Below are 19,476 nucleotides of genomic sequence, written 5' to 3'. Positions count from 1 at the left end.
CCCCGGGAGAGGTCTGTGTTTCTTCGGCTGTTCAAGTATTTGTGGCCTGAGCGCTTTCTGGCGGAGCCGGCGCGCGGCGAAGACCCGTTCGATGATCATCCGCCGCCGCGCGGCCCCGGGCGGGCCGGCGTGCTGCTGGTCAACCTGGGCACCCCGGATACGCCGTCCAAGGCCGATATCCGCAGATACCTGGGCGAGTTCCTCTCCGATCCGCGCGTCATCGAGATCCCCGGCTACCTCTGGAAGCCCATCCTGCATGGGCTGGTGCTGACGCTGCGGCCCAAGAAGCTGGCGCCGCGCTATGCGGGCATCTGGCTGGAGGGCGGCTCGCCCCTCATGGTGTACAGCCGTCAGCAGGCCGAGGGACTGTCCGCCGCGCTTGGCGAACGCGGCCTGGATGTGCCGGTGGCCCTGGCCATGCGCTATGGCAATCCTTCGGTGGCCGAGGGCATCACGCGCCTGCGCGAGCAGGGTTGCGACCACATCCTGGCGCTGCCCCTCTATCCGCAGTATGCGGCCAGCACCACCGCGACCGCGGTGGACGCCGTCACGCGCCATGCCGCGCGCCTGCGCGACCAGCCGGCGCTGCGCTTCGTCAAGCGCTTCTACGACGACCCCGCCTATCTCGATGCGCAGGCCGAGCGCATCCGCGCGTTCTGGGATGCGCAAGGCAGGCCGCAGAAGCTGCTCATGAGTTTTCACGGCCTGCCGCGCTACTCCATCGAATTGGGCGACCCTTATTACCGCGATTGCCTGGAGACGGCCCGGCTGTTGCGCGAGCGCCTCGGCCTGGCGGCCGAGCAGGTCGAGGTGGCGTTCCAGAGCCGCTTCGGCTCGGCGCGCTGGATGGAGCCCTATACCGAGCCCACCCTCAGGGAGCTGGCCCGCCAGGGCGTGACCGAGGTTGACGTGGTCTGCCCCGGCTTCGTGGCCGACTGCCTGGAAACCCTGGAAGAAATCGACCAGGAATGCCGCCATGCCTTCATGGCGGCCGGCGGCAAGCGTTTTCGTTACATTCCGGCGCTCAATGACAGCCCCTTGTGGGTGGCGGGCCTGGCCGACCTGGTCCAGAACCAGTTGCAAGGTTGGCCGGCCGGGCGCCGGCCAATCGCGTAAACTGAAGTCGGCTGGCACGCCCTGCGTGCCCAGGCATTGTCTATTCCGCGAAAGCCCTTTTTCAAGGAGACGGCAAGATGACACCCCCGACCCGCCCCAGTGTGGGCACCTCCGGCGCGCCCGGCCACGATGATCTCGAAGAAGACGTGGTCGAGCGCGATCTCGACGAGGCGCTGATGGAAACCTTTCCGGCCAGCGACCCCATTTCCATCACCCCCGAGGAAGACCGGCCAGACCAAGTCGACGAAGCGCTGGAAGAGTCTTTTCCGGCCAGCGACCCCCCGGCGCCGGTCCAGCCCCGCAAGAAATAAGCCCCGGGCCCGTTCGCGATGCGACGGGCCTTGGTCTTTTTTGGCCCATCCCCCCTTGAAATCGGGGAAGCGGCCCTCATTTAGGGGCTGATACCGCACTTTCCCTATTCTGGAGGATTCTCATGACGGCACCCCAAGAGCCTGTCGACCAAGACGCCGGCGCCGATCTGCCCGCCGATGACCTGCAGGCCGAACTGGCCGCCGTGCGCGCCGAACTGGCCGCCGCCCAGGCCCAGGTCCAGGCCCAGCAGGAGCAGGCGCTGCGCGCCATGGCCGAAGCCGAGAATGTTCGCCGCCGTGCCCAGGAAGACGTTTCCAAGGCGCGCAAATTCGGGATCGAATCCTTTGCCGAGAGCCTCGTGCCGGTCAAGGACAGCCTGGAGGCCGCCCTGGCCCAGCCCGACCAGACCGTCGAAGCCCTGCGCGAAGGCGTGGAAGTCACCCTCAGGCAGCTGGCGGCCGCCTTCGAGCGCAATCTCCTGAAGGAGGTCGCGCCTGCCCAGGGAGACAAATTCGATCCCCACCTGCACCAGGCCATTTCCTCGGTGCCGGCCGAGCAGCCGGCCAATACCGTGGTGCAGCTGCTGCAAAAGGGCTATGTCATTGCCGACCGCACCCTGCGCCCCGCGCTGGTGGTGGTGTCGGCGGGTTGACCGGCCCCTGCCGAAGATACGGCCATGAGCGGCTTTGATCCCAGCCAGGTGTTCGAAACCTTCGGTATGTTGCCGGTATCGAGCGCCAATTTCGACGAAATCGTCGTCAATACGGCGGGGGATGATCTGCGCTGTGTCTTCCTCTGGGGCGAGGACTGCTACAACTGCAATATTTTCAAGCAGACCGCGCTGTTGCATCGCGACGCCCTGCGGGAGCTGGGCCTGTCCTGGTTCCAGGCCGACGTCTACGCGGATCCCGCGCTCGGGCAGCGTTTCGGCCTGCACGGCGTGCCGACTTTCGTGCTGTTCCGTGGCGGCAAGCGCCTGGGCCGGATCACCGGCTGGCCCGGCCTGCCGCAATTCAGCGGGGCCATCCGGCGGCTGCAAATCGGATCTTGAAAACCCTGCGGTCATCCCCAGTTAGGCTGGGACTGTGATTCTTTCGACTAATTCGATCAATAACTGATTCTTCAAGGTACTCCTACCATGAGCAAAATCATCGGCATCGACCTGGGTACGACCAACAGCTGCGTGGCTGTCATGGATGGCGGCCAGGTCAAGATCATTGAAAACGCCGAGGGCGCCCGCACCACGCCCTCCATCGTCGCCTACATGGAAGACGGCGAAATCCTGGTCGGCGCCCCGGCCAAGCGCCAGGCGGTCACCAACCCCAAGAACACCCTGTACGCGGTCAAGCGCCTGATCGGACGCAAGTTCGACGAAAAGGCGGTGCAGAAGGACATCCACCTGATGCCCTACAGCATCGTCAAGGCCGACAACGGCGACGCCTGGGTCGAAGTGCGCGGCAAGAAGCAAGCGCCTCCCCAAGTGTCGGCCGAAGTGCTGCGCAAGATGAAGAAGACCGCCGAGGACTACCTGGGCGAGCCGGTCACCGAGGCCGTCATCACGGTGCCTGCCTATTTCAACGACAGCCAGCGCCAGGCCACCAAGGACGCCGGCCGCATCGCCGGCCTGGAAGTCAAGCGCATCATCAACGAGCCGACCGCGGCCGCGTTGGCCTTCGGCCTGGACAAGGCCGAGAAGGGCGACCGCAAGATCGCCGTCTATGACTTGGGTGGCGGCACCTTCGATATCTCCATCATCGAAATCGCCGACGTCGATGGCGAGAAGCAATTCGAAGTGCTGTCGACCAACGGCGACACCTTCCTGGGCGGCGAAGACTTCGACCAGCGCATCATCGACTACATCATCGGCGAGTTCAAGAAAGAACAGGGCGTGGACCTGTCCAAGGACGTGCTGGCCCTGCAGCGCCTGAAGGAAGCCGCCGAGAAGGCCAAGATCGAGCTGTCCTCGAGCCAGCAGACCGAGATCAACCTGCCGTACATCACGGCCGATGCCTCGGGCCCCAAGCACTTGAACCTGAAGATCACGCGCGCCAAGCTGGAAGCCCTGGTCGAAGAGCTCATCGAGCGCACCATCGAGCCCTGCCGTGTCGCCATCAAGGATGCCGGCGTCAAGGTCTCGGACATCGATGACGTCATCCTGGTCGGCGGCATGACCCGCATGCCCAAGGTGCAAGAAAAGGTCAAGGAATTCTTCGGCCGCGAGCCGCGCAAGGACGTCAACCCTGACGAGGCCGTCGCCGCTGGCGCCGCCATCCAGGGTTCCGTGCTGTCGGGCGACCGCAAGGACGTGTTGCTGCTGGACGTCACCCCGCTCTCCCTGGGTATCGAAACCCTGGGCGGCGTGATGACCAAGATGATCCAGAAGAACACGACCATCCCGACGCGCTTCTCGCAGACCTTCTCGACCGCCGACGACAACCAGCCGGCCGTGACCATCAAGGTCTTCCAGGGCGAGCGTGAAATCGCCGCGGGCAACAAGGGCCTGGGCGAGTTCAACCTCGAGGGGATCCCGCCGGCGCCGCGCGGCATGCCGCAGATCGAAGTCACGTTCGACATCGACGCCAACGGCATCCTGCACGTCTCGGCCAAGGACAAGGGCACGGGCAAGGAAAACAAGATCACCATCAAGGCCAACTCCGGTCTGTCGGAAGACGAGATCCAGCGCATGGTCAAGGATGCCGAGGCCAATGCCGAGGAAGATCACCGCCTGGCCGAGCTGGCCCTGGCGCGCAACCAGGCCGACGGCCTCGTGCATGCGACCCGCAAGTCGCTCACCGAGTACGGCGACAAGCTGGAAGCGGCCGAGAAGGAAAGCATCGAAAAGGCCCTGAAGGACGTCGAAGATGTGCTCAAGTCGGGCGACAAGGCCGAAATCGACGCCAAGGTCGAGGCGCTGACGCAGGCTTCGCAGAAGCTGGGCGAGAAGATGTACGCCGATGCCCAGGCCCAGCAGGCCGCGCAGCAGGCGGCTCACCAGCAGGCGGCCGACAACGCCAAGCCGGTGGATGACAATGTGGTCGACGCCGACTTCAAGGAAGTCAAGCGCGACAACTGATGTTCGTTCTATGATGCAAGGCTTCGCCCGGTAACTGGATTCTGGTTATCGGGCGGATGTTTTTCATCCGTCCCCGAAAACTGGCTCTTTCCGGAGCCCTGATTGATCATGGCAAAACGCGATTATTACGAAGTCCTGGGTGTGGCCAAGAACGCCTCGGACGACGAACTGAAGAAGGCCTACCGGAAGCTGGCCATGAAGTACCACCCGGACCGCAATCCGGGCAACAAGGAAGCCGAGGAAAAGTTCAAGGAGGCCAAGGAGGCCTACGAAGTCCTGGGCGATGAACAAAAGCGCGCTGCCTATGATCGCTATGGGCATGCGGGCGTGGACCCGAATGCCGCCGGCATGGGCGGGGCCGGCATGGGCGGCGGCTTCGCCGACGCCTTTGGCGATATTTTCGGTGAGATCTTCGGCGGTGGACGCCGCGGCGGCGGCGGACCCCAGGTCTACCGGGGCGCGGACCTGAAGTACGCGCTGGAGATCACGCTGGAGCAGGCCGCCAGCGGGTTTGAGACCGAAATCCGCGTCCCCAGCTGGGAAAACTGCGATACCTGCCATGGCTCGGGCGCCAAACCCGGCACCTCGCCCAAGACCTGCCGTACTTGCGGCGGCTCGGGGGCCGTGCGCATGCAGCAAGGCTTTTTCAGCGTGCAGCAGACCTGCCCGACCTGCCATGGCAGCGGCAAGGAGATCACCGATCCCTGCCCCAGTTGCGACGGGGTGGGCCGCACGCGCCGCAACAAGACCCTGCAGGTCAAGATCCCGGCCGGTATCGATGACGGCATGCGCATCCGCTCGGCGGGCAATGGCGAACCGGGCGTCAATGGCGGGCCGGCGGGCGATCTCTATGTCGAGATCCATATCAAGCAGCACCGCATCTTCCAGCGCGACAACGACGATCTGCATTGCGAGCTGACCATCCCCTTCACCACGGCGGCCTTGGGCGGCGAGCTGCAGGTGCCGACGCTGGGCGGCAAGGCCGAGATCTCCATCCCCGAGGGCACGCAGTCGGGCAAGACCTTCCGTCTGCGCGGCAAGGGCATACGCGGCGTGCGCTCCTCCTACCCGGGCGACCTGTATTGCCATGTGGTGGTCGAGACACCGGTGCGCCTGAGCGAAGAGCAGAAGAACATCCTGCGCCAGTTCGAGGCTTCGCTCAATGACGGGGGCGATCGCCATTCGCCGCAGAGCAAGTCCTGGACCGATCGCGTGAAGGAATTCTTCAGCTGATCGCCCCGCCCCCCGCCTGGTGTGAAAAAAACCCCGAAGCCTGGACCGCGGTCCAGGCTTCGGGGTTTTTGCTTGCAGCGATCAGGGCGCGGCTTTCTGCTTGGTGAAGTCGCCCGCCACCGCGGTGCTGAAGGCCTCGGGCTTGAGGTATTTCTTCAGGGCGGCGTTGACCGCGGCCGGCGTGAGCGCGGCGAGTTTTTTATCGACTTCGGCCGACCAGGCGAAGCTGCGCTGGGTGCGCATATAGTTCATCCAGTTGGAAGCGAGGACGTCGTCCTGGGCGCGGGCCAGGCTGCGATAGTTGAGCAGGGCGGCGATGCCGTCACGCACTTCCTTGTCGCTGAAGCCGTCTTTCAGCACCCGCGCCAGCTCTTCGGAAATGGCCGTCTCCAGGCGGGCCCGGTTCTCGGGGGCGTAGATGGCGTAGACCGTCCAGCTGGAGCTGGGCTCATAGGAAGAGATCGACAGATTGCTGCGCACGTTATAGGACAGGCCATCGGTCTCGCGCACCCGATGCCACAGGCGCGAGGTCTCGGAGGTGCCCAGCAGGAAGTTGGCCAGATAGAGCGGCACGTAATCCGGGTTGGTGTCCTGCAGCTGCAAGGGCATGCGCGAGATATAGAAGGCATTGGCCTTGTCCGGCGTCTCGATGGTGAAGCGCTCGGCCTTGACCTGGCGGAAGGGGTCGGGGATGCGGGTATAGGCCGGGGCGCGCTTCCAGCCGTCCAGGCCTTTTTTCAGGGCGGCTTCGACGGCGGCGGGATCGAAATCGCCGACGGCCGAGAACTTGACCTGGCCCGCGCCATAGAAACGCTCATGGGCCTGGACCACGGCCTCGCGTGTCAGCCCGCGGACATTGGACAGCGCCTCGTCGAAGGTCGGCACGTAGCGGATGTCGTCGGGCTTCCAGGGGTTGTTGTGGCGGGCCAGCGCGCGCGAGGCCAGGGCCGTGGGCTCGGTCATCGCGCTCTGGATGGCCGTGGCCGACTGGCGCTTGTATTCGTCGAGCTGGTCCTGCGGGAAGCTGGCGTTGCGCGTGATGTCCAGCATCAGTTCGACCAGCGCTGGCAGGTTTTGGCCGGTGGTGGACATGGTGATGGACAAATCGGTGCCCGCGCCGTTGATGGAGACGTCGGCCTGCAGCTGGTCGATGCGGTCGCTGATCTGCTGGCGCGTCAGCGTGGGCGTGCCCCGGGCAAGCAGGTCGGCCACGGCGCCGATGGCGGTGCGCTGCCCGCGCAGGCTCTCGGCATCGCCGAATTGCACCAGCAGGTCGGCCTGCACGCGGTTGCCGCGGGTGGCCTTGGGCAGCAGGGCCAAGTCGACCGGGCCGTTGGGCAGGTCCAGGCGGCGGCGCTGGGTCAGCTTGTCGATATTGGCGGGGGTGGGATCGAAGGCGTCTACCGCCTTGAAATTCGGGTCGCCCTTGTAGTCCTTGAAGACGGCGCTGAGGTCAGGGCGGGTATCCTGGGGCGCGCGCTGCGGCTTATCGGTGGGGATGTAGCGGCCGGCGACGCGGTTGCTCTGGCGCAGATAGGTATCGGCCACGCGCTGGACATCGGCCAGCTTGGCCTCGCGGACGCGGTCGCGCTGCAGGAAGAACAGGCGCCAGTCCCCAGTGGCGATGGCCTCGGACAGGGCCACGCCGACTTTTTCCGGGTCGCTATAGGTCTGTTGCCAGGCGGTGAGCCACTTGTTACGGGCGCGCTCGAGCTCCTCGCCAGTGAACGGCTGGGTGGAAAGCGTCTCCAGCGTCTTGGTCAGGGCGGCGAGCGCGGCGTCCTGGTCCATGCCGGGCTGCAATTGGGCGCCGAACATGGCCACGCCGGGATCGCGCTGGTCCATCGTGAAGCCGAAGACATCGGAGGCCAGCTTGGTGGGCACCAGCGCATGGTACAGCCGCCCGGACGGCGTGTCCGAGAGCATGACGGTGGCCAGGTCCATGGGTATGAAATCAGGGCTGCCGGCGGCCGGGATGTGGTACATGGCTGCAACCAGCGGCGTGCCGCCCGCGCGGCGCAGCGTCACCGAACGCTCGCCGTCCTGGGCCGGCTCGACGGTGTACTCGCGCCGCAGTTCGCGCTTGGGTTTGGGCAGCTTGCCCAGGGTGGCCTCGATGTCGGCCAGCGCGGTCTTGGGATCGAACTTGCCGGCCACGATGAGCACGGCGTTGTCCGGCTGGTAATACTCGTGATAGAAGGCGCGCAGTTGGCCGACATCGACGTTTTCGACGTCCGAGCGCGCGCCGATGGTGTTCTTGCCGTAGCTGTGCCACTGGTAGGCGGCGGCCTGCATCTTCTGCATGAGGATGCGGAAAGGATTGTTCTCGCCGCTTTCCATCTCATTGCGCACCACCGTCATTTCGGAGTCCAGGTCTTCCTTGGCGATCAGGGAGTTGACCATGGCGTCGGCCTGCCAGCCGAGGTACCAGCGCAGCGTCTCCGGATTGGCGGCGAAGCTGGCGAAGTAGTTGGTGCGGTCGGTGGAGGTCGAGCCATTGGCCTGCAACCCGCGGCGCGAGAACTCGCCCAGGGCGTTGCGCGTGGTGGGCGTGCCCTTGAACAGCATGTGTTCCAGCAGGTGGGCCATGCCGGTCTGGCCGTAGTTTTCGTTGCGCGAACCGACCAGATAGGTCATGTTCACGGTTGTCGTGGGCTTGGACGAATCCGGCACCAGCAGCACGCGCAGGCCATTGTCGAGCCGGTACTCGGTGATGCCTTCGATGGAAGTGACCTCGGTGGCCTTGGGGGACGGAGCCGCCCCGGCTTGCAGGCCCACGAAGGAAGCGAGCAGCACGGCGCTCAGGCGGCTGGCGAAACCGGTCAGCGTAAAACGCATATTGAGGATCCTTTGCAACGGCGAAGTGGCTTTGAGTGTATACGCTGGAAATGGTTCGGACCGTCCCCTTCGCCAGAAGGGGACGCTTGTAGGGGACGCAGCCGCCGCAGTACCCTGGCCACAGTGGACGCATCGCCGTCCACCCAGACGGGTCGTGCGACAGCTCCCCGGCTACCCGTCCATCGCCTCCACGCCGTTGCCTTGCCGGCGCGTGCGCTTGCCAGATCGCGCTCCCTGCCGTGGCCGGCCGCTGCCGCCACGCCCCTCCGGAGGATGTTTTCCATGCTGACCGATACCGTCACGCGAGCCCTTTCTTTTCTGTTCGGCCGTTCCCTGACCCAAGACCATATCCGCGGGCAATTCCGCTACGCCTACGCCAGCGAGGACGGCCGCTATGTCGCCATCCTGACGCATGATGCGACCACCTATGTGGTGGACGTCAATGGCGGGCGCTATCACCTGGAGCCGGGTGTGCAGCCTTGCGGTTTTTCGGGGCATGTGCTTGAGGTCGAGATCGCGCGCGGGGTCGCGGCCAATGACCTGTTCGACCTGGACATGGACGCCGAGGAGATCGCCTGGCGGGGCTGCCCCGCCGCGCGGGCCGGCGGCCGCGCGGCCTGAGGCGCCGGCCTATTTGGCCAGCAGCCGCATGGCCTGCTCCAGGCCCGCCACCGTCACCGGAAACATCCGCTCCTGCATGATGTCGCGCATGAGGGCGATGGATTGCCGGTACTGCCAATAGGCCGACGGCTCGGGATTGAGCCAGACGGCCTTGGGCCAGGCATCGAGCAGGCGGCGCATCCAGACCGCGCCCGCTTCCTTGTTGTAGTGTTCGACCGAGCCGCCAGGCTGCAGGATCTCGTACGGGCTCATGGTGGCGTCTCCGACGATGATGAGACGCCAGTCGGGGTTGTACTTGCGCAGCACATCCCAGGTGTCGAAACGCTCGTTCTTGCGGCGGGCATTGCTCTGCCACAAGGACTCGTAGGGGCAATTGTGGAAGTAGTAGACGTCCAGGTTGTGGAACTCGCTGCGCGCGGCCGAGAACAGCTCCTCGACGCGCGCGATGTGGTCGTCCATGCTGCCGCCCACGTCCAGCAGCATCAGCACCTTGACGTTGTTGCGCCGTTCGGGCACCAGGCGCAGATCCAGATAGCCGGCGTTGCGCGCGGTGCTGGCGATGGTGTCGTCCAGATCCAGCTCCAGGTCGGCGCCTTCGCGCGCAAAGCGGCGCAGGCGCCGCAAGGCGACCTTGAAGTTGCGGGTCCCCAGTTCGACCTGATCATCGTAGTCGCGGAACTGGCGCATGTCCCAGACCTTCACGCCGGTGCGATGGCCCGCCGACTGGCCGCCGACCCGGATGCCCTCCGGGTGGTAGCCGCCATTGCCGAAGGCCGAGCTGCCGCCGGTGCCTATCCATTTGTTGCCGCCGGCGTGGCGTTCTTTCTGTTCGGCCAGGCGCTGCTTGAAAAGCTCCATGAGCTTGTCCCAGCCATGGCGCTGGATGGCGGCTTTTTCTTCGTCGGTCAGGCTCTTCTCGAACTGTTTGATCAGCCAGTCCAGGGGGATCTCGCGGTCGGCCGGCAGGACGGCCTCGATCTTCTTGTAATAGCTGCCGAAGGCCTGGTCGTAGCGGTCGAAAAGACTTTCGTCCTTGACCAGGGTGGTGCGGGCGAGGAAGTAGAAATCGTCCAGCGTCGGCGGCATCACCTGGGCGCGCAGGGCTTCGAGCAGGGTCAGGTATTCATTGACCGAGACCGGCAGCCGGTGCGCGCGCAGGTGATAGAAGAAGTCGGTCAGCATGTCGGTCAGCGGCGTTGCGCGTTGCGGGCCATGCTGGAGAGGCGATCCAGCAGTTGGACATCCTGTTCGTTCTTGAGCAGCGCGCCGGCCAGGATGGGGACCGCCGCGTGGGCGTCGATGCGTTCGGCGTCCACGCCTTCGGCCAGCAGCAGCCGCAGCCAGTCCAGCAGCTCGGAAGTGGAAGGCTTTTTCTTCAGCCCGGGCGCCGCGCGCAGCGCGAAGAACGTGTCCAGGGCGGCGCGCAGCACGTCCTCGCGCAGCTGCGGGAAATGCACGGCGACAATGTCGCGCATCGTCTCGCGCTCGGGGAAGCGGATGTAGTGGAAGAAACAGCGGCGCAGGAAAGCATCGGGCAGGTCTTTCTCGTTGTTGGACGTGATGATGACCAGCGGGCGGTGGCGCGCGGCGATGGTCTGGCGCGTTTCGTAGACATGGAATTCCATGCGGTCCAGTTCGCGCAGCAGGTCGTTGGGAAACTCGATGTCGGCCTTGTCGATCTCGTCGATGAGCAGCACGACCGGCTCTTCGGCTTCGAAGGCCTGCCACAAGGTGCCCTGCACGATGTAGTTGCGGATGTCGCGGACTTTCTCGTCGCCCAGCTGCGAGTCGCGCAGGCGCGAGACCGCGTCATACTCGTAAAGCCCTTGGTGGGCCTTGGTGGTGGACTTGATGTGCCATTGCAGCAGGGGGCGGCCCAGCGCGCGGGCCACTTCTTCGGCCAGCATGGTCTTGCCCGTGCCCGGCTCGCCCTTGATGAGCAGCGGACGCTGCAGCGTCAGCGCGGCGTTGACGGCGAGTTTGAGGTCATCGGTGGCAACGTAGCGGTCGGTGCCTTCGAAGCGTTCGGGCCTTGCGGCGGCGGAGGATTGGGACATGGAGGCGAAACTCAGGTTAGGCTATGCGGGTTAGCCCGCCTGTGCGGCGGACAGACGAAAGGCTTGGTTTCGCAACAATTATCGTACAATCGCCTGGATTTGCGGCCGGGCTTGGCCCGAAGCCTTTCACAGCCCCGTTTCAGCCATTCCAAGAGTCACTCCAATGAAGTCGCGAACCTCGATGAAGTGCAAGCTGTATGTGCTGTCCGTAGTAGCCTCCTGTGCCATCTCAGGCCCCCTGTGGGCCGCCGATGCGCCGCCGGCCGGCAATGTCCAGAATGCCCGGGACAAGATCTCGATGTGCATAGGTTGCCATGGCATCCCTGGATACAAGGCCTCGTTTCCCGAGCTGTACCATGTCCCCATGATTGCGGGCCAGAACGCCAAGTACATCGAGGCGGCCCTCAATGAGTACAAGAAAGGCGCGCGCAGCCACCCGACGATGGACGCCATCGCCGGCAGCCTGTCGGATCAGGATATCGCTGATCTGGCCGCGTACTACTCCCAACTCAAATAAACGGGGCAAACCATGAAACGCTTGATGCTTGCCCTTGCGGGCGCTTCCCTGTTGGCCGCCTCCGCGCAGGCCCAGGACCTGGCCGCCGGACGCGCGGTGTTCGAGAAGTTCAATTGCGCGTCCTGCCATGGCGCGGATGCGCGCAACTCGGTGCAGCCGGAGTATCCGGTGCTGGCCGGCCAGCATGCGGACTATCTGGCGCATGCGCTCAAGGCCTACAAGCGCGGCGCGGCGGGCAGCGCGGCCACGGCCAACGTGCGCAAGAACCCCATCATGGGGGCGTTTGCCGCCCAGCTCTCGGATCAGGACATCGCCAATGTCACGGCCTGGCTGGCTTCGCTGCCCGGCCCCTTGAGCGTGCACAAATAAGGCGGCTCAGCGCTCGGCGCGCTGGCGGATGAGGTCGATGTAGACCTCGCTGTCCAGCGCCGCGCCCAGGCGCTGCGCTTCCCAGACCACCTGGCCCAGGCACTCCATGATTTCATGGGCGGCCTGGTGCGCGTCCATGCGGCGTACCAGTCTCTGGTAGGCGTCGCGGATGCCGCGCGGATGGTCGATGGACAGCTGCTCGGCGATGGCCAGGTGCATGGACAGGTGCAGAAAGGGGTTGGTGCGCCCTTTCTCGACCGGGTACTCGGCCGTCATGGCGTCCGGGCTTTCGAGGTCGCCGTGGTATTCGGGGTGTTCGAGCATCCAATCCAGCGCCATCGACTCCAGCGGCGTGAGGACCTCGGTTGCCCGATGCTTGCGCCAGGTTTCGATAAAGAATTCGCGAACTTGGTCGCGCGAGGGATTGAACATCGTTGCGCCAGGGAAAAGTGCTTGCAGGCCCATATTTTACCCCTGGTGCTGGCCGCGCCGGACCTCCCTCCGTTTTGCACTATAGAATGGCTCCATGTTCGCCGGCGGCGCCGCAGCGCCCGCGGGCACGCGCGTCAATGGAGAGTGGAGCAAGCACGATGTCGTATCAACATATCAAGATCCCCCCGGGGGGACAGAAGATCACGGTCAATCCCGACCTCAGCCTGAACGTTCCGGACCAGGTCATCATCCCCTATATCGAAGGCGATGGCACGGGCGCCGACATCACACCGGTCATGCTCAAGGTGGTGGATGCCGCCATCGAGAAGGCCTACCAGGGCAAGCGCCGCATCCACTGGATGGAGGTCTATGCCGGCGAGAAGGCCACGCGCGTCTATGGGGGCGACAACTGGCTGCCCGAGGAGACGCTGGAGGTGGTGCGCGAATACCTCGTGTCCATCAAGGGCCCGATCACCACGCCGGTGGGCGGCGGCATGCGCTCCCTGAACGTGGCCCTGCGCCAGCAGCTGGACCTCTATGCCTGCGTGCGGCCCGTGCGCTACTTCGAGGGCGTGCCCTCGCCGGTGCGCGAGCCGCAGAATACCGATGTGGTGCTGTTCCGCGAGAACTCCGAGGACATCTACGCCGGCATCGAGTACATGGCCGGCACCCCCGAGGCCACGAAACTCATCGAATTCCTCCAGGACGAGCTCGGCGTGACCCAGATCCGCTTCCCCGAAAGCGCGTCCATCGGCATCAAGCCGGTCTCGCGCGAGGGCACGGAACGCCTGGTGCGCAAGGCCATCCAGTACGCCATCGATCATGACCGCAGCTCCGTCACGCTGGTGCACAAGGGCAACATCATGAAGTTCACCGAAGGCGGTTTCCGCGACTGGGGCTATGCCCTGGCGCGCCGCGAATTCGGCGCGCAGCTGGTGGACAACGGGCCGTGGTGCAAGTTCAAGAACCCGAAGACCGGGCGTGACATCCTCATCAAGGACAGCATCGCCGACGCCTTCCTGCAGCAAGTGCTGATGCGCCCGAAAGAGTGCGATGTCATCGCCACGCTCAACCTCAATGGCGACTATATCTCCGACGCGGTCGCCGCCCAGGTCGGCGGCATCGGCATCGCGCCGGGCGGCAATATCTCCGATTCCGTGGCGATGTTCGAGGCCACGCATGGATCGGCGCCCAAGTACGCCGGCAAGGACTACGTCAACCCAGGCTCGGAGATCCTGTCCGCCGAAATGATGCTGCGCCACATGGGCTGGACAGAGGCTGCCGACCTCATCATCTCCAGCATGGAGAAAACCATCCAGTCCAAGCACGTCACCTATGACTTCGCCCGTCTGCTGCCGGGCGCCGTGCAGGTGTCGTGCTCGGGCTTCGGCCAGCAAATGATCCGGAACATGTAAGCCCCGGGCCGCGTAGGGCCCGGCGCAGGCGCTCGGCCAGCGCTTCGCTGGCCGGCATCATGGGCGGGCGCAGCTCGTCCTCGATCCAGCCCTGCAAGGCCAGCGCCTTCTTCAGGGGCGCGGGATTGGGTTCGGCAAACAGCAGCCGGATCAGATGCCGCAGCATCGCGAAGCTGGCGCTGGCCGCCTGGCTGTCGCCTTGCAGCGCCTGCCGGCGCATGCTGACGTGCAGCGCCGGAAACAGATGGGCGCTGGCCGGGATGGCCGCCTGGCCGCCGGCTGTCCAATGTTCCAGCAGCGCCATGTCCTCGCCGCAGATGGCGGGCATGCTGCCGCGGCCGCGCAGCGCCGCCAAGGCCACGGGGTCGCACTCCTTGACGCCGATCACGCCGGGCAGCTCCGCGCGCAGCCGCTCCAGCGTGGCCACGGTCAGCGCGCTGCCGGTGCGCTTGGGCACGTTGTAGGCAATGATGGGGTGCCGTGTGGTCCAGGCCAGCTCGCGATAGTGCCAGAGCATGCCCTGCTGGCTGGGGCAGAGGTAATAGGGCGGCGCGACCAGCCAGGCCGCCGGCGCATATTTTTCCAGGCGCTGCATGAGGGCCGCCACGCCGCGCGTGTCCACGCCGCCCACGCCGAAGGCCAGGGGCAGCCCCCCGGGGTCGGCGCGCAGCGCGCTGATCATGTCCACTTTCTCTGACAGGCTCAACAGATTGCCTTCGCCGGTCGAGCCGAAGAGCAGCAGGCCATCCAGGCCCGCATCCCGGTAGTAGGCGGCCAGCCGCCGCAGCGCCTCCAGGTCGACGCGCCCGGCGCGCAGGGGCGTGATCAGGGGCAGCCAGATGCCTTGCAGTGTCTTGTGCATGGCGCGGGCTCAGGACAGCGGGCCGAATTCGGCGCGGGGCAGCAGGCGCATGAGGCCGGTCATCAGCGTTTCCAGGCGCGAGCGGTCGCGCGCGGCCAGCGCAATGCCGATGCGCGCGCCATGCTCGACCAGCCGGTAATCGCTCCTGGGCGCGCCGCACAGGCGCAGCGCGCGGCGCAGCAGGGGAAGTTGCGGGGTTTCCACGCGGATCAGCAAGCAGGGGGTCGCCATGATGTTCAGGAAAGAGTGGAACACGGCTTCACTATAGGAATCCGCGCGTAAACGGCACGCATAAAGCGCCACGTTGCGCGTAAAAATGCTGTCAACGTCAGAAGCTGCGAGTGACCGCCAGGATGACCGTGCCGCGCCCCATGTCCCGCCCTTTGCTATTGGTGTAGACGCGCTTGTCGGCGTTGGTGTCGACATAGGCCAACTGCGCCGTCCAGCCCTGCCCGAAGTCCTTGGTCAGGCCCAGCTTGCCGTCCCAGTAAGAGCCGTTTGCCAGGCCGTGCACGTATTGGTAGCCGGCGTGGGCGTTGAGCGTGAGGTCCCAGATGCCCAAGGGCATATTGACGCCGAGGTCGAAGTACTGGCTGTGGCGGCTGCCGGCGACACCGAAGAGATTGCCCAGGCTGAGGGAGTACTTGAAGAACACCGGGCCATAGCCCAGGCCCGCGTAGACTTCGGTGGTGTCGGGCCGGGTGTAGCCGGCCGGATAATCGCCGGGGTAGTAGTACTGGAGCACGCCGATGTCGAAAGGCAGGCCGGGCGCCAGCGTGCCCTTGTAGCCGCCATAAAAATCCATCTCCAGCGGCGCGCTCACATCGGGGTTGCTGTCGTCCAGCCAGCTGATGCTGGAGTTCCAGTTGCCCAGGTAAAGGCCGCTGGCATGCTGATAGTCCACGCCGGCCGAGACCGCGGGCTGATTATTGGTCTGCATCAGCCCGCGGTAGCGGTACTGCGTGGCCAGGCCGAGATTGGCCGTCAAGCTGGATGCGGCCGGCGCTTCCGAGGCTGGCGAAGGCAAGGGCAGGGCAAGCAGGGCAAGGGCGGCAAGACGGGCGAAGGCGCGTGGCATCGATGTTCTCCTGAGTGACGCGGTGAGCAAGGCGACACTCTAGGAAAATGCGCGTAAACGCCGCATATGAAACCGGGCCGTGCGCGCAAAGCGCGCGCAAAAAAAGGCGCTTTATCCCGCGTAGCGATAGCCCACGCCGACCTCGGTCAGCAGGTAGGCCGGCTGGGCCGGGTCGGCCTCCAGCTTCTGGCGCAGATGCCCCATGTAGATGCGCAGGTAGTGGTTGCTCTCGACATGCGAGGGGCCCCAGACTTCGCGCAGCAGCTCGCGGTGGGTGACGACCTTGCCGCGCCGCGAGAGCAAGGCGGCCAGCAGCCGGTACTCCATCGGCGTCAGGTGCACGGGCTGGCCGGCGCGGGTGACCAGGCGGCGCGCCAGGTCGACGTGGACATCGCCGAACCGCGCCTCGGCGGCCTGGCCGGCGCCGCCGCGCGCGTGGCGGCGCAGCAGCACGCGCAAGCGCGCCAGCAGCTCGCCCACGCCGAAAGGCTTGGTGAGGTAATCATCGGCCCCGGCATCCAGGGCGGCGATCTTGTCGCTTTCCTCGGCGCGGGCCGACAGCACCAGCACGGGCACTTCGGTCCAGCCGCGCAGCTCCCGCAGCAGGGCCATGCCGTCCTCGTCGGGCAGGCCCAGGTCGAGCACGATGGCGTCGGGCTGGCGCGTTCCGGCCTCGATCAGCCCGCGCTGCACGGTCTCGGTCTCGAACACGGCGCAGCCTTCGGATTCCAGGGCTTGCCTGACGAAGCGGCGGATATGGGGATCGTCCTCGACGATCAGCACGGTGGGTTGGTAGTCGAACATGGCGTCACGGGGTCTCGGTCTCGATGGCGGGCGGCTGGCCCAGCGGCAGTTCGAAGGCAAAGCGCGCGCCCTGGCCGCCCGGCGCGGGTTCCACCCAGATGCGGCCGTGGTGCGCCTGGATGATGGCGCGGCATACCGACAGGCCCAGGCCGACCCCGGGCAGCGGCGACTCGCGTTCGCCGCGCGTGAACTTCTGGAAAACAAGTTCCTCGCGGCCAGGCGCGATGCCCGGGCCCTGGTCGGTGACGCTGACTTGCAGGACTTCGCCCCGCACTTGGCCTTCCAGCGTGATGGCGCCGCCGGGCGGGCTGTACTTGGCGGCATTTTCGAGCAGATTGCACAGTACGCGCTCGATAAGGATGCCGTCGCATTCGACCAAGGGCAGATCCGACAGCGGGAGCACCCGCAAGCGATGCGCGCGCAGCGTCTCGCGCATGGTGGCCAGCGCCGCGCCGACCAGTTCCTCGATGGACTGCCATTCGCGCTTGAGCGGCGCGCCGTGGCTTTGCAGGCGCGCCATGTCCAGCAGGTTGACCACCATCAGGTGCATGCGCCGGGCCTGGTCGCGGATGGCCAGCGCCTGCTCTTGCGTAGCGGCATCCGGCGAGCCCCGGGCCAGGGTTTCGGTCATGCCGATAAGGCCGGTGAGCGGTGTGCGCAGGTCGTGCGAGACGGCGGCCAGCAGGGAGTTGCGCAGTTTTTCGGACTCGACATTCAGCAAGGCCTGCTGGGCGACCTCCACGTAGTGCAGGCGTTCGACGGCAATGGCGATCAGGGTGGCATAGGCCTGCGCCTGGCGCCAGGCCGCTGGCGAAGCGGCCACCGGCCGCGCGGTTCGCAGCACCAGCACGCCGCGCACGCGCATGGGCGCGGCCAGCGGCAGGTAGAGCAGGGGGCTGTTGGCCAGTGTGCGGGTGCCGGCGCCGGCGGGCTGGCCGTGGTCCTGGACCCATTGCGCCAGCGCCGGTTCGGGGGCCATGCCGCAGGACGCGGCCAGGCGCAGCCGGTCGTCCAGGCCGAGGATGTAGAGCGCGCTGTCGGCGTCGAAGGCCGCCTTCAGAAAAGTCTCGGCCGCCTGGACAATCTGCTCGGATTGCAGCGCCGAGGACAGCTCGCGCGCGAATTCATACAGCGCCCGCGCATCGGCCTCGCGCTTGACCGAGGTCTCGGCCTGCACGCGCAGCCCCGCGGTGAGCTGGCCGATGAGCAGGCCGACGCCCAGCAGCACGGCGAAGGTCAGCACATATTGCACGTCGGAGACGGCAAAGGAGGAGATCGGCTGGACGAAGAAGTAATCGAACAAAGGCACGCTGACCACCGAGGCCAGCGCGGCCGGGCCGCGCCCATGGCGCAGTGCCACGCCGACCACGGCCAGCAGGTAGAACATGACGATATTGGTCTGGTGCAGCAGCGGGAAGGCGGCCTGCGAGACGCCGGTGGCCAGCGCGCAATAGGCCAGGGCCCAGCCGTAGCCTGGCCAGCGGCGGGGCGCGGCGCGCGCCGGGGAGGGCGGTTCGCGCCCGGCCGGCGGCGCTGGCGCATGGGCGGGCGCCGCCACGCGCAGGATGTCGATATCGGGGCAGGCGCGCGCGAGCTGTTCGGCAAAGCCGCGGCCGTGCCACAGGCGGCCGGGGGTGAGCAGCCGGTCCAGCCAGGGCACGCGCGCCCAGCCGCCTTGTGCGCGCCCGACTACGATCTTGGTGACGTTGTGGCGCCGCGCATAGCGCGCCGTGGCCTCCACCCTATCGGTGCCGGCCAGCGTTTCGCAATGCGCGCCCAGGCTTTCGGCCAGCGCCAGGGCCCGCTCCAGCCGCCGGGCCTGGCCCTCGGGCGGCGGCTGCACCCGCAGTCCCTCGATGGTGATGGCATGCCATTCGCAGTCGAGCTGCTGGGCCAGGCGATGCGCGCTGCGCACCAGGTGCTCGGCATCGCCGTCCGGTCCGATGCAGGCGGCCAGGGCTTCGCGCGTGCGCCACACCGGCTGGATGGCCGCGTCGCGCCGATAGGCCTGGACATCCTCGTCCACGTGCTCGGCGGTGCGGCGCAGGGCCAATTCGCGCAGCGCGATGAGATTGCCCTTGCGGAAGAAGTTGCGCGTGGCGTGGCGGGCCTGTTCGGGAACATAGACCTTGCCGTCCTTGAGCCGGCGCAGCAATTCATCGGCCGAGAGGTCGACCAGGATGATCTCGTCGGCCTGGTCGAAGATGTCGTCGGGCACGGTCTCCCAGACCCGCACGCCGGTAATGCCGCCCACGGCCTCGTTCAGGCTTTCGAGGTGCTGGACATTAAGCGTGGTCCATACGTCGATCCCGGCGTGCAGCAGGTCTTGCACGTCCTGCCAGCGCTTGGCGTGCTGGGCCCCCGGCGCATTGCTGTGGGCAAGCTCGTCGAGCAGCACCAGTCCGGGGCGGCGCCGCAGGGCGCCTTCCAGATCGAACTCCGGCAGTTCGCGGCCGCGGTAGGGCAGCTGCCTGGGCGGCAGCTGGGGCAGGCCTTCGAGCAGCCGCCGGGTTTCCTGGCGGCCATGGGTTTCGACGACGCCGGCCAGCACATCGGTGCCTTGGGCCATCTGGGCGTGCGCGCCGGCCAGCATGGCGTAGGTCTTGCCCACGCCGGCCGAGGCGCCGAAATAGATACGCAGGCGGCCACGGCGCGCGGCCTGTTCCTCCTGCCGCAGCGATTGCAGCAGGCGGTCGGGGTCGGGGCGCCGGGCGCCGGGTTCGGCCATGGGATGGGGAATCGTGAAGAG

General features: G+C 66.3%; 19 protein-coding genes. 10 read left to right on the top strand and 9 right to left on the bottom strand.

The features are described 5' to 3' along the window. Window positions 1-15 precede the first annotated feature (15 nt). The 6 genes from hemH to dnaJ all read left to right on the top strand — a co-directional run bounded on the left by hemH (window position 16) and on the right by dnaJ (window position 5,734). Complete coding sequence (hemH, locus tag AXA74_RS03515; protein WP_029579018.1) at window positions 16-1,116, top strand: ferrochelatase; 1,101 nt, start codon at window positions 16-18, stop codon at window positions 1,114-1,116. Window positions 1,117-1,193: 77 nt separating this feature from the next. After that, the gene (locus tag AXA74_RS03510) at window positions 1,194-1,427 is read left to right on the top strand and encodes a hypothetical protein (RefSeq protein WP_029579019.1); all 234 of its coding nucleotides are present in this window, start codon (window positions 1,194-1,196) and stop codon (window positions 1,425-1,427) included. Window positions 1,428-1,549: 122 nt separating this feature from the next. Then, a complete protein-coding gene (gene grpE / locus AXA74_RS03505) occupies window positions 1,550-2,080 on the top strand; it encodes a nucleotide exchange factor GrpE (RefSeq protein ID WP_029579020.1) in 531 nt (176 codons plus the stop codon). A 24-nt stretch (window positions 2,081-2,104) separates the two neighbouring features. After that, the gene (locus AXA74_RS03500; protein WP_029579021.1) at window positions 2,105-2,479 is read left to right on the top strand and encodes a thioredoxin family protein; all 375 of its coding nucleotides are present in this window, start codon (window positions 2,105-2,107) and stop codon (window positions 2,477-2,479) included. Between the two features lie 87 nt (window positions 2,480-2,566). Further along, on the top strand, window positions 2,567-4,501 hold the full coding sequence (dnaK, locus tag AXA74_RS03495; RefSeq protein ID WP_029579022.1) for a molecular chaperone DnaK: 1,935 nt from the start codon (window positions 2,567-2,569) through the stop codon (window positions 4,499-4,501). Window positions 4,502-4,609: 108 nt separating this feature from the next. Next, the gene (gene dnaJ / locus AXA74_RS03490; protein ID WP_032971496.1) at window positions 4,610-5,734 is read left to right on the top strand and encodes a molecular chaperone DnaJ; all 1,125 of its coding nucleotides are present in this window, start codon (window positions 4,610-4,612) and stop codon (window positions 5,732-5,734) included. An 81-nt stretch (window positions 5,735-5,815) separates the two neighbouring features. On the opposite strand, the gene AXA74_RS03485 is transcribed toward dnaJ, so the two are convergent. Further along, entirely contained in the window at window positions 5,816-8,572 is a 2,757-nt protein-coding gene (locus AXA74_RS03485) for a M16 family metallopeptidase (RefSeq protein WP_032954863.1), read from the bottom strand. Between the two features lie 282 nt (window positions 8,573-8,854). Between AXA74_RS03485 and AXA74_RS03480 the strand changes: the two genes are divergently transcribed. After that, entirely contained in the window at window positions 8,855-9,193 is a 339-nt protein-coding gene (locus tag AXA74_RS03480) for a hypothetical protein (protein WP_029579026.1), read from the top strand. Between the two features lie 9 nt (window positions 9,194-9,202). Here AXA74_RS03480 and AXA74_RS03475 read toward each other — a convergent pair whose 3' ends face one another. Continuing rightward, a complete protein-coding gene (locus AXA74_RS03475; protein ID WP_029579027.1) occupies window positions 9,203-10,375 on the bottom strand; it encodes a vWA domain-containing protein in 1,173 nt (390 codons plus the stop codon). Window positions 10,376-10,380: 5 nt separating this feature from the next. Then, complete coding sequence (locus tag AXA74_RS03470) at window positions 10,381-11,250, bottom strand: AAA family ATPase (protein WP_032977795.1); 870 nt, start codon at window positions 11,248-11,250, stop codon at window positions 10,381-10,383. Window positions 11,251-11,413: 163 nt separating this feature from the next. Between AXA74_RS03470 and AXA74_RS03465 the strand changes: the two genes are divergently transcribed. Then, entirely contained in the window at window positions 11,414-11,767 is a 354-nt protein-coding gene (locus AXA74_RS03465; RefSeq protein ID WP_029579029.1) for a c-type cytochrome, read from the top strand. Between the two features lie 12 nt (window positions 11,768-11,779). After that, window positions 11,780-12,136 (top strand): c-type cytochrome, encoded by a 357-nt coding sequence (locus AXA74_RS03460; RefSeq protein WP_029579030.1) that lies wholly within the window; start codon window positions 11,780-11,782, stop codon window positions 12,134-12,136. A 6-nt stretch (window positions 12,137-12,142) separates the two neighbouring features. Here AXA74_RS03460 and AXA74_RS03455 read toward each other — a convergent pair whose 3' ends face one another. Further along, entirely contained in the window at window positions 12,143-12,568 is a 426-nt protein-coding gene (locus AXA74_RS03455) for a DUF1841 family protein (protein WP_029579031.1), read from the bottom strand. A gap of 158 nt (window positions 12,569-12,726) precedes the next feature. On the opposite strand from AXA74_RS03455, the gene icd reads away from it, so the two are divergent. Beyond that, window positions 12,727-13,983, top strand: coding sequence for an NADP-dependent isocitrate dehydrogenase (gene icd, locus AXA74_RS03450; protein ID WP_029579032.1), 1,257 nt, complete (start codon window positions 12,727-12,729; stop codon window positions 13,981-13,983). Here the strand turns inward: icd and AXA74_RS03445 are convergent. The 5 genes from AXA74_RS03445 to AXA74_RS03425 all read right to left on the bottom strand — a co-directional run bounded on the left by AXA74_RS03445 (window position 13,898) and on the right by AXA74_RS03425 (window position 19,455). Next, window positions 13,898-14,845, bottom strand: a complete 948-nt coding sequence (locus tag AXA74_RS03445; protein ID WP_029579033.1) for a dihydrodipicolinate synthase family protein — start codon at window positions 14,843-14,845, stop codon at window positions 13,898-13,900. The two genes, icd and AXA74_RS03445, sit on opposite strands and share 86 nt — an antisense overlap. A gap of 9 nt (window positions 14,846-14,854) precedes the next feature. Next, window positions 14,855-15,076, bottom strand: a complete 222-nt coding sequence (locus AXA74_RS03440; protein WP_126623669.1) for a hypothetical protein — start codon at window positions 15,074-15,076, stop codon at window positions 14,855-14,857. Between the two features lie 97 nt (window positions 15,077-15,173). Further along, complete coding sequence (locus tag AXA74_RS03435; RefSeq protein ID WP_032977792.1) at window positions 15,174-15,923, bottom strand: TorF family putative porin; 750 nt, start codon at window positions 15,921-15,923, stop codon at window positions 15,174-15,176. 111 nt (window positions 15,924-16,034) lie between these two features. Beyond that, entirely contained in the window at window positions 16,035-16,727 is a 693-nt protein-coding gene (gene kdpE, locus AXA74_RS03430) for a two-component system response regulator KdpE (protein ID WP_029579036.1), read from the bottom strand. A gap of 4 nt (window positions 16,728-16,731) precedes the next feature. Continuing rightward, complete coding sequence (locus tag AXA74_RS03425) at window positions 16,732-19,455, bottom strand: DUF4118 domain-containing protein (RefSeq protein ID WP_032977790.1); 2,724 nt, start codon at window positions 19,453-19,455, stop codon at window positions 16,732-16,734. Window positions 19,456-19,476 lie beyond the last annotated feature (21 nt).

Source organism: Bordetella hinzii LMG 13501 (assembly GCF_001548475.1).
GTDB classification, from domain to species: Bacteria; Pseudomonadota; Gammaproteobacteria; order Burkholderiales; family Burkholderiaceae_B; genus Bordetella; species Bordetella hinzii.
The sequence above is the reverse complement of the archived record's forward strand: the minus strand, read 5'-3'. Positions and strand labels throughout refer to the sequence as shown.